Below are 10,618 nucleotides of genomic sequence, written 5' to 3' on the forward strand. Positions count from 1 at the left end.
ATAAATTTATACAGCTACAGCACCTTTTATGTGTGGATGTGGATTATAATTTTCTAAGGTGAAATCTTCAAATTTAAATTCAAAAATATTTTTAACATCAGGGTTGATTTTCATTGTTGGCAATGGTCTAATGTCTCTAGAAAGTTGTAATTCTAATTGTTCAAAATGATTGCTATAAATATGTGCATCTCCAAAGGTGTGTATAAAATCACCTGCTTTATAACCACAAACTTGAGCCATCATCATAGTAAATAATGCATATGATGCAATATTAAAAGGAACACCTAAAAAAGTATCAGCACTGCGTTGGTATAATTGACACGAAAGTTTACCATCTGCTACATAAAACTGAAAAAAAGCATGACAAGGTGGTAATGCAGCTTTACCATTGGCAACGTTTTCTGAAAAACTTTTTGAGTTGTCTGGCAATACTGAAGGATTCCATGCCGAGACTAACATACGTCTACTATCTGGATTGTTTTTTAAGCTATGTATAACATCTTTAATTTGGTCTATTTCATCACTATTCCAATTTCTCCATTGGTGTCCATAAACAGGTCCTAAATCTCCGTTCTCATCTGCCCAATCATTCCAGATTTTGACTCCGTTTTCAGTTAAATACTTAATGTTTGTATCGCCTTTTAAAAACCATAATAATTCATATATAATGGATTTTAAATGTAATTTTTTAGTGGTTACCATTGGAAAACCTTCACTTAAATCAAAACGCATTTGATAACCAAAAACACTTTTTGTTCCTGTTCCTGTACGATCTCCTTTTTCGTTTCCGTGTTCTAAAATATGTTGTACTAGGTCGTGGTATTGTTTCATTTATATTGATTTTTCAAGAATTTAAAAGTATAAAAAAGGGTTAACATTAAAATGTCAACCCTAAAATATATATAAAAAGTTATTAACTGTCTATCCGATAATCATACCAGCAATTGTAGCAGAAATTAGTGAGGCTATAGTACCACCCAATAATGCTTTCATTCCAAATTTAGATAACGTTTTACGTTGTCCTGGAGCTAATGATCCAATACCACCAATTTGAATTCCAATAGATGCAAAGTTAGCGAAACCACAAAGCATATACGTTGCCATAATTATAGATTTCTCGTAAGTTAAGTGTGTTGCTTGGGCAACGTCTTTAAGTTCTGCTAGTTGGATGTATCCAACAAACTCACTTGCTGCTAATTTAATACCTAATAACTGTCCCATAAGTGCCATATCTGTTTGTGCAACACCAATTAACCACATTAAAGGTGCAAATATGTAACCCAAAATAAGCTCTAGTGATAAGGCAGTATAGCTTGTATTATGTTCAATCCATTCGTTTAAAGAAGTAACATCTCCTACCCATCCAAGGATTCCGTTAACCATTGCAATAAATGCAACAAAAACTAGTAGCATGGCACCAACATTAACAGCTAATTTTAATCCTTCAGTCGTTCCGTTTGCTATAGCATCTAAAATGTTTGATCCTATTTTATCTTGTGACACTTCAACGTCAGTGTTTACCTCTTCTGTTTGTGGAAATAGTATTTTTGAGATTACTATCGCTCCAGGAGCTGCCATTACAGATGCTGCTAATAAGTGCTTAGCATAAAATAATCTTAAAGCTTCATCATCTCCTCCTAAAAAGCCTATGTAGGCAGCAAGTACTGCTCCTGCAACTGTTGCCATACCACCAATCATAACTAATAGCATTTCTGATTTAGTCATTTTTTCTAGGTATGCCTTAATAAGTAAAGGTGCTTCTGTTTGACCTAAAAAGATATTTCCTGCTACACTTAAGCTTTCTGCACCAGATATTTTAAGTGCTTTAGATAATAGCCAAGCCATAGCTTTTACTACACGTTGGATAATTCCTAAATAAAATAATAAAGACGTTAATGCAGAGAAGAATATAATAGTTGGTAAAACTTGAAAAGCAAAAATAAATCCAAAGGTATCCATATCTACCACTAAGCCTTCAAATAGAAATTTACTTCCTGCTCTAGTAAAATCTAATACACTTATAAATAAACCACCAACAAACTCGAAAGCAGTTTTAATAAATTCAACTTTTAAAACACCAATAGCAATTAATAGTTGGAAGGCTAAACCTATTCCAACAATCTTCCAATCGATTGCTTTACGGTTACTACTAAATAAAAACGAGATAAAAATTAGGGCTACCATACCTAAGGCACCACGCCATAAACTATTAAACGAAAATCCTTCGCTTGGTATAATTTTATTGGCTTCTGATACTGCTAGCTGAGCAGCTGTTTTTTCTTTTATTTTAAAAGAATAAACGTTTTGTTTTTCTTTGAATACTAATGTAGAGTCTGTTAATGTTTGTACTTTAAGTCGTTTAGTTACATCTGCTGGTGTATCGTAATAAAAAACTAATACATTATTTTGAAATAGATAATCTCCCGTTTGATTATTGTGTGTAAATGCGCCTTCTTTTAAAGTAAGTATGTCATTAGCTAAAAGGTTAATACTTGTGGAGTCTAGTTTTGTTTTGCTTGCCTCGAGTTGCCAATCTTTTTCAATGTCTTGGGCAAAAATAGACGTAATACTTATTAGGGTCGCTACAATAGCAAGTGCAAAATGTTTCATTGTAAAGTGATTATCGTTTAGAGATTTCGTCTCTTATTTTAGCTGCTTTTTCGTAATCTTCGTTAGTTACAGCTTCGTCTAGAAGGTTGTGTAATTCTTCTACTGTTTTGGAAATATAATCGTCTTGAGAAGGTTCCATCTCTAATTCCTCGTTAATAATATCTTCAATTAAGATATTATCTGGATCCTCTTCTTTTGTTGGATCTACTTTTAAATAGATTCCTGCCTTATCTAATATGTTTTTATAAGTAAAAATAGGAGCATCAAAACGTAAAGCTAAGGCTATAGCGTCACTAGTTCTAGCATCTATAATTTCTTCAATATTATCGCGTTCGCAAATTAAAGAAGAATAGAAAACACCATCTACCAATTTATGTATAATGACTTGTTTGACTACAATATCAAAGCGGTCAGCAAAGTTTTTAAATAAATCGTGAGTTAATGGTCTTGGAGGTCTTATTTCTTTTTCTAAAGCTATAGCAATGGATTGCGCCTCAAAAGCACCAATGACAATTGGTAGTTTTCGGTCGCCATCTAATTCGTTTAAAATTAGTGCGTAAGCGCCATTTTGTGTTTGGCTATACGATATGCCTTTTATATTTAATCGGACTAAACTCATAGTATTTAAAAAGCAAAGAACTGCTTAAATTAGGACTTTACCAAACTGCACTAGGCAGTTTTTGTACATAATTTAAACAGTCCTTTGTTAATAGAACTTAAATTTATAAAAAATTATGCGTTTGCTGCTTTAAACGCTTTTAATTTTTCAATAAGTTGTGGTATAACTTCAAAAGCATCTCCAACAACACCATAATCTGCTGCTTTAAAGAAAGGCGCTTCTGGATCTGTGTTAACAACTACTTTTACTTTAGAGGCATTAATACCTGCTAAATGCTGTATAGCTCCAGATATTCCGATAGCAATGTATAAGTTAGAAGCTACAGGTTTTCCTGTTTGTCCAACGTGCTCACTATGAGGTCTCCAACCTAAGTCAGATACTGGTTTAGAGCATGCTGTTGCTGCACCTAAAACATCTGCTAACTCTTCAATCATTCCCCAGTTTTCTGGTCCTTTCATTCCACGACCTGCAGATACTACTATTTCTGCATCAGCAATTGTAACTTTATCTGTTGCTTTGTCTACAGACTCTACATTTACACCTGAATTTGGTAAGCTAGGCGAAAAATCTTCAGCAGCAGCTGCACCATTATTTTCTACTAATCCGTAAGAATTGTTAGAGACTCCAACAATTTTAACATCTGTATCTATTGTTGTTAAGTTGAATGCTTTATTTGTAAAAGCAGTACGTTTAACTGTAAAAGGAGCTGTTGAGGTTGGTACTTCCATTACATTGGATGCGTAACCTGCTTCTAAACCTACAGATAATATTGGTGCTAAATATTTGCTATCTGCACTTTGACTTAATATTACGACCTTAGTCCCTTCGTTTTTTGCTGCTTGTGCAATTGCCGAAGCGTATGATTTTGCATTAAAGTTTTTTAAAGCATCATCAGATACTTTTAATACTTTATCTACTCCGTATTTTCCTAATTCTGAAACATCATTGGCGTTAACTGCAACTGCTGTAACTGTCGTACCTAATTGGTCAGCGACTGCTTTGGCGTAAGAAGCAACTTCAAAAGCTGTTTTTTTAAAGGTTCCGTTTTCTGATTCTGTATATACTAAAACTGACATGTTTTTTTTGTTTTAAGATTAATTACTAATTAAATGACTTTAGCTTCGTTATGAAGTAAGTTAATTAATTCATCTAAATTATCTGGCGACACTAACGTTACAGCACCTTTTGGAGCTGGTTTTTCAAACTTAACAGACGCTGTTTCTACTGATGCACCTATTGGTTCTAAAACATTTAATGGTTTTTGACGTGCTTGCATAATACCTCTCATATTTGGTATACGTAAATCACTCTCTTCAACTAATCCTTTTTGACCACCAATTACTAAAGGTAGTGCAGTAGATACGCTTTCTTTACCACCATCAATTTCTCTAACAGCTTTAGCGTTAGTACCATCTAATTCCAAACTAATACAATTAGTTACAAAATTAGCATCAACCATTTCTGCAATCATACCAGGTACCATACCTCCATTATAATCAATAGACTCACGACCAGCAATTACTAAATCATAACCACCATCTTTTACAACTTTAGCAATTTCTTTAGCGACTTGGTAACCATCTTTAGCTTCAGTATTCACTCTAATTGCTGAGTCTGCACCAATAGCTAATGCTTTACGTAATGTAGGTTCTGTTTCAGGACCTCCAACATTAATAACATCTACAGATGCACCTTGTTTTTCTTTAAACCACATGGCACGTGTTAAACCAAATTCGTCATTTGGATTAATTACAAATTGTACTCCAGTTGTGTCAAATTTTGAATCTCCATCTGTAAAATTAATTTTTGATGTCGTATCTGGTACATGACTAATACACACTAAAATTTTCATATTTTTTTGTTTTTTATGAGTTCTGTTACGTTAGATGTAATCAACTATAACGATATAGTACGTCTAACCTTAATTTTATTTTTGAACAAATTTAGGCATAAAAAATGCGCTTAAATCTTACGGTTACGAAGATAATTATTTTATTTTGAAAAAATACTATGCATGCATAGTAAATTTTAAATAATTCTTTAGTCTAAAGTTTTTCATTTATTGTTATTTTTGCTTTTCAAATTATTAATTAGATGAAGACAATTCAATTTAGAGAAGCTATTTGCGAAGCCATGAGCGAAGAAATGCGTAGAGATGAGAGCATTTTTTTAATGGGAGAAGAAGTAGCAGAATATAATGGTGCTTATAAAGCGTCAAAAGGGATGTTAGATGAGTTTGGTGCAAAACGTGTTATTGATACACCAATTGCAGAACTTGGTTTTGCAGGTATCGCTATTGGGTCTACCATGACAGGTAACAGACCAATCGTAGAATACATGACGTTTAACTTTTCGTTAGTTGGTATTGACCAAATAATTAATAATGCAGCTAAAATTAGACAAATGTCTGGAGGTCAATTTAATTGTCCAATAGTATTTAGAGGTCCAACAGCAAGTGCAGGACAATTAGCAGCAACACACTCTCAAGCTTTTGAAAACTGGTTTGCAAACACACCAGGTTTAAAAGTTGTAGTGCCATCAAATCCATATGATGCTAAAGGGTTATTAAAATCTGCTATTCGTGATAACGATCCTGTGATCTTTATGGAAAGCGAGCAAATGTATGGTGATAAAGGTGAAGTGCCAGAAGGAGAATACACAATACCATTAGGTGTTGCCGAAATAAAAAGAGAAGGTACAGATGTAACAATCGTATCTTTTGGTAAGATTATTAAAGAAGCTTATATCGCAGCAGATAAATTAGCTGAAGAAGGTATATCTTGTGAGATTATCGATTTACGTACAGTGCGTCCAATGGATAGAGCAGCCATTTTAAAGTCTGTTAAAAAGACTAATCGTTTAATTGTTTTAGAAGAAGCTTGGCCTTTTGGTAACGTAGCGACAGAAATTACATATTTAGTACAAAGCGAAGCATTTGACTATTTAGATGCACCAGTTATAAAAATTAATACAGCAGATACACCTGCACCTTACTCTCCAGTATTGTTAGCAGAGTGGTTACCAGACCATAAAGATGTTATCACAGCTGTTAAAAAGGTAATGTATAAATAAAAAATAGTATTTTAGATTTATCAAAAGCTTCATTAGCATGATTGTTGATGAAGCTTTTTGTATTAAATAACCATATATGAATAGTAAACTTTTTTGCCTCTTTTTTTTATTAGGAAGTCTTTTTGCAATTGCACAAACAAAAGTAAGTGGTGTTGTGTTTGATGAGTATGATCAACCAGTGTCATTTGCAAATGTTATTTTTAAAGGGTCTTCAATTGGTGTTATTACTAATGAAGAAGGACGTTTTTATATGGAAGATAGTAATACTTGGGAAACACTATCTATATCATTTATAAGTTTTGAAACCCAAGAAATTAAACTAACTAAAAAAGTAAATTACGACTTAAAAGTTATTTTAAAAGAAGAAGTTGCAGCTTTAGATGAAGTAGTCATAGTATCTGGTAAGCAATCCAAAAAAAATAATCCAGCGATTGATATCCTTCGAAAAATATGGGCAAATAAACGTAGCAATGGATTAAAAAAGTACAAACAATACCAATACGATAAATACGAAAAAGTAGAATTTGACCTAAATACAATCGATAGCTCATTAATGAAAAGTAAGCTATTTAAAGGTATGGAGTTTGTTTTTGAGCAAGTAGATACCTCTAACGTAACAGGTAAAACGTATTTACCAATGTTTATTAATGAGTCCTCTAGCCAAGTGTATGGTGATAATATTATTAATGAAAAACGCGAAGTATTAAAAGGTAATAAAAACTCAGGATTTAGTAATAATCAAATTATAATAGATTTTGTTGATGACCTATACTCGGATTACGATGTATATGATAACTACTTAAAGTTTTTCGATAAAAGTTTTACAAGTCCAATTTCTAGAACCGGAATTCAGACCTATAATTATGTGCTAGCAGACAGTAGTTTTATAGACAATAAATGGTGTTATAATATTATTTACTATCCAAGACGTAAAAACGAGTTAACCTTTAAAGGAGATTTTTGGGTAGCAGACACCACATTTGCTATCAAAGAAATTAACATGCAAGCCTCTAAAAGCGCAAATATAAACTGGGTTAAAGAGATTTATATAGAACAAGAATTTGAAGTCCTTAACGATTCTGTCTTTCTTATAAAACGAGATTACTTCATGAGTGATTTTGCATTTAATAAAAAAGAAAAATCAAAGGGAATTTACGGTAAGCGTACCACATTATATGATAACTATACGTTTGATCAAGTAAAAGATCCTAAATTTTATAAAGAAAAAGTTTACACCTTTGACCAAGACATCTATAATCAAGATGATAGTTTTTGGGATAAAAACAGAATGGAATCTTTAAGTAAAGACGAAAAAGGTGTTTATGTCATGTTAGACTCATTAAAAAACACCCAAAAGTTTAAACGCCTTTATAATCTTGGAAGCATATTAGCCTCAGGTTATGTCGAGTTTCCAGAGCTTAATTTGGATTATGGACCAATCTTCTCAACCTTTGGTTATAATGAAGTGGAAGGCGTAAGACTAAGAGCAGGTGGACGTACATACTTTGGTCAAAACGATATGTGGCGTATCGAAGGATATACAGCTTACGGATTTAAGGATAATAAATTTAAATATGGATTATCAGGTAAATGGTTACTAGATAAACGTAGTCGATTAATTATATCAGGAGGAAACCGACGTGATGTAGAGCAAATTGGAGCAAGTCTAACAACAAGTACAGATGTTTTAGGTCGAAGTTTAGCCAGTAGCTCAGTAGTTGGAACAGGTACAAACGATAAATTAACAAACATCAATTTAAGTACATTATCAATCGAAGCAGAGCCTTTTAGAAATTTGGTAACACGTGTTAGCGGAAGCTATAGGACTTTAGAGTCAGCATCACCAACCTTTAGTTTAGATTACTTTACAGATGCAACACAAACCACTACAAAGTCGGATCTTAAACAATACGAAACAGCATTTTCTATGTCCTTTTTTCCTAACAGAGAAATGACAGGTTATGGTGTAGAAAGACGAACTAAAAATGATGACTTTGCTAGATTATTTGCACAAGTATCAGTCGGTAATCAAGGGGTTTTAGACAGTGATTTTGATTATACTAAATTACAATTTTCATATACACAACCATGGTCTTTAGGTGGTTTTGGACGATTATACACAACCGTAGAAGCAGGTAAAACTTATGGTGAAGTACCATTAGGTTTATTAAGTGTTGTACCTGGAAATCAAAGTTATTTTTCAATTTATAACACCTTCTCTAATTTAGATTTTTACGAGTTTGTTACAGATGAATATGCAACGTTACATGTTGAGCATAATTTTAATGGACGTCTGTTTTCTCGTATACCATTCTTAAAAAAATATAATTTAAGAGCCATAGTTGGTGCAAGAGGTGTTATTGGAGATGTTAGTCAAGAAAATCGCGATATAAATGCTTCGGGATTAATATATAGAGCGCCAACTAAAGAAGCGTATTACGAGTATAGTGTTGGAGTTGGTAACATCTTTAAAGTACTAAGAATAGATTTTAATTTTAGAGGTAATTACTTAAACGCAGTAACCAACCCAGATGCTAGAAAATTTGGAGTTACTGGAAGCTTTGGCTTTTATTTTTAAATAAATACACAACACGTTTACTGTAAATTGTGCAAGGATAAATATTAATTGTACAGTAATTACTAAAACAAATAATTAGGATAATTTTTAATTATTATAAAAGTTTAGCGGTTGATTTTATATTAACTTAACAATTAAAACCTTAATCGGTATTTTTCGTTTTTTATATTTGTCAAAACCTAAATAATCTTGTACTTTTGCAAGCCGAAAAAGTAAAGCAAAATTTAAATTCCGCTTGACGGAAAACTAAAATAATATTATATGAGTCCATCTGGAAAAAAGACATTTGACGTATTAATTGAAATACCTAAAGGAAGTAGAAACAAGTATGAGTACGATTTTGAATTAAACAAAATTCGTTTTGACCGTATGTTGTTTTCTTCAATGATGTATCCAGGAGATTATGGTTTTATACCAGAAACTTTAGCTTTAGATGGAGATCCGTTAGACGTTTTAGTAATGGGAACAGAGCCTACTTTTCCAATGTGTGTAATGGAAGTAAAACCAATTGGTGTTTTCCATATGGCAGATGAAAAAGGTCCTGATGAAAAAATAATTTGTGTACCAGTTACAGATCCTATTTGGAATAGCTGTAATGATATCGAGGATTTAAATCCACATAGAATAAAAGAAATTACTCACTTTTTTCAAGTGTATAAAGACTTAGAGAAAAAGAAAGTTGATGTTGGTGGATGGGGAGATGCTAAAGAGGCATATGAAATCTTAAACAAATGTGTAGAGCGTTATGAAAATAGCGAGCATAAAACAAATGGAGATTTTACTATCTAATTAGTACATCTAAATTTTAATTAAAACCCTCTCATTGTATAATGAGAGGGTTTTTTGTTTGCAATACTATTTGATTTATCTGTTTTGTAAGTACTTGTGGTTTTGTCGTAATAGTAAATAATAATTTCTGTTTTGTTTTTAAATATTACTATAAATGTAAATTTAATGTTAAAAAATTGCGATGTTAATATTTTAACTTCTGTTTGATTTTGTTACTTTAGCAGTAATTAAAAACTAATCAAACAAACTTATATGGAATCAATGATGATTTATATGCCTATTGCTATGGCAATTTTGGGCTTAATTTACATGGTTATTAAACAATCTTGGGTAATGAAACAAGATGCAGGTGATGGTAAAATGAAAGAGATTTCTGACCATATCTACGAAGGTGCTCTAGCTTTTCTAAACGCAGAATATAGATTGTTGTCAGTTTTTGTGGTTATAGTAAGTGTGCTACTTGCTGTTGTCGCATATTTTGTACCAACTACAAGTTATTTAATTGTAATAGCCTTTGTGTGTGGAGCTGTTTTTTCTGCAGCTGCAGGAAATATAGGTATGAAAATAGCAACTAAAACAAATGTTAGGACTACACAAGCTGCAAGAACAAGTTTACCAAATGCGCTTAAAATTTCATTTGGAGGAGGAACTGTCATGGGATTAGGTGTTGCAGGATTAGCAGTGTTAGGTTTAACGATATTTTTTATAGCATTCTTTCAAATATTTATGGATGGAGCTTGGACTAATACTATGGATATGACTATTGTATTAGAGACTTTGGCTGGTTTTTCATTAGGAGCAGAGTCTATCGCGCTATTCGCAAGAGTTGGTGGAGGGATTTACACTAAAGCTGCAGATGTTGGAGCTGATTTAGTAGGTAAAGTAGAAGCTGGTATACCAGAAGATGATCCACGTAATCCTGCTACTATTGCAGATAATGTTGGTGATAA

The 10,618-nt window shown here is 32.5% G+C and carries 9 protein-coding genes; 4 read left to right on the top strand and 5 right to left on the bottom strand.

Translation table 11 applies throughout. The features are described from left to right. Positions 1 to 6: 6 nt before the first annotated feature. From B2989_RS00875 to B2989_RS00895, 5 genes are all read right to left on the bottom strand, one after another. Complete coding sequence (locus tag B2989_RS00875; protein ID WP_292942719.1) at positions 7 to 831, bottom strand: thymidylate synthase; 825 nt, start codon at positions 829 to 831, stop codon at positions 7 to 9. Between the two features lie 90 nt (positions 832 to 921). After that, positions 922 to 2,610 (bottom strand): NupC/NupG family nucleoside CNT transporter, encoded by a 1,689-nt coding sequence (locus tag B2989_RS00880; protein WP_292942722.1) that lies wholly within the window; start codon positions 2,608 to 2,610, stop codon positions 922 to 924. Between the two features lie 10 nt (positions 2,611 to 2,620). Continuing rightward, positions 2,621 to 3,229 (bottom strand): bifunctional nuclease family protein, encoded by a 609-nt coding sequence (locus tag B2989_RS00885; RefSeq protein ID WP_145003368.1) that lies wholly within the window; start codon positions 3,227 to 3,229, stop codon positions 2,621 to 2,623. 113 nt (positions 3,230 to 3,342) lie between these two features. Then, on the bottom strand, positions 3,343 to 4,305 hold the full coding sequence (locus tag B2989_RS00890; RefSeq protein WP_292942727.1) for an electron transfer flavoprotein subunit alpha/FixB family protein: 963 nt from the start codon (positions 4,303 to 4,305) through the stop codon (positions 3,343 to 3,345). A gap of 29 nt (positions 4,306 to 4,334) precedes the next feature. Further along, on the bottom strand, positions 4,335 to 5,081 hold the full coding sequence (locus tag B2989_RS00895) for an electron transfer flavoprotein subunit beta/FixA family protein (RefSeq protein WP_145003363.1): 747 nt from the start codon (positions 5,079 to 5,081) through the stop codon (positions 4,335 to 4,337). Between the two features lie 242 nt (positions 5,082 to 5,323). Between B2989_RS00895 and B2989_RS00900 the strand changes: the two genes are divergently transcribed. The 4 genes from B2989_RS00900 to B2989_RS00915 all read left to right on the top strand — a co-directional run. Next, complete coding sequence (locus B2989_RS00900; protein ID WP_145003360.1) at positions 5,324 to 6,301, top strand: pyruvate dehydrogenase complex E1 component subunit beta; 978 nt, start codon at positions 5,324 to 5,326, stop codon at positions 6,299 to 6,301. 76 nt (positions 6,302 to 6,377) lie between these two features. Next, positions 6,378 to 8,879, top strand: a complete 2,502-nt coding sequence (locus B2989_RS00905; protein ID WP_292942733.1) for a DUF5686 family protein — start codon at positions 6,378 to 6,380, stop codon at positions 8,877 to 8,879. Positions 8,880 to 9,140: 261 nt separating this feature from the next. Further along, on the top strand, positions 9,141 to 9,668 hold the full coding sequence (locus tag B2989_RS00910; protein ID WP_145003354.1) for an inorganic diphosphatase: 528 nt from the start codon (positions 9,141 to 9,143) through the stop codon (positions 9,666 to 9,668). A 252-nt stretch (positions 9,669 to 9,920) separates the two neighbouring features. Next, on the top strand, positions 9,921 to 10,618 hold a 698-nt coding region (locus B2989_RS00915), incomplete at its 3' end, for a sodium/proton-translocating pyrophosphatase (protein ID WP_292942737.1).

Origin of the sequence: Olleya sp. UBA1516 (genome assembly GCF_002323495.1) — a bacterium.
Classification (GTDB): domain Bacteria; phylum Bacteroidota; class Bacteroidia; order Flavobacteriales; family Flavobacteriaceae; genus Olleya.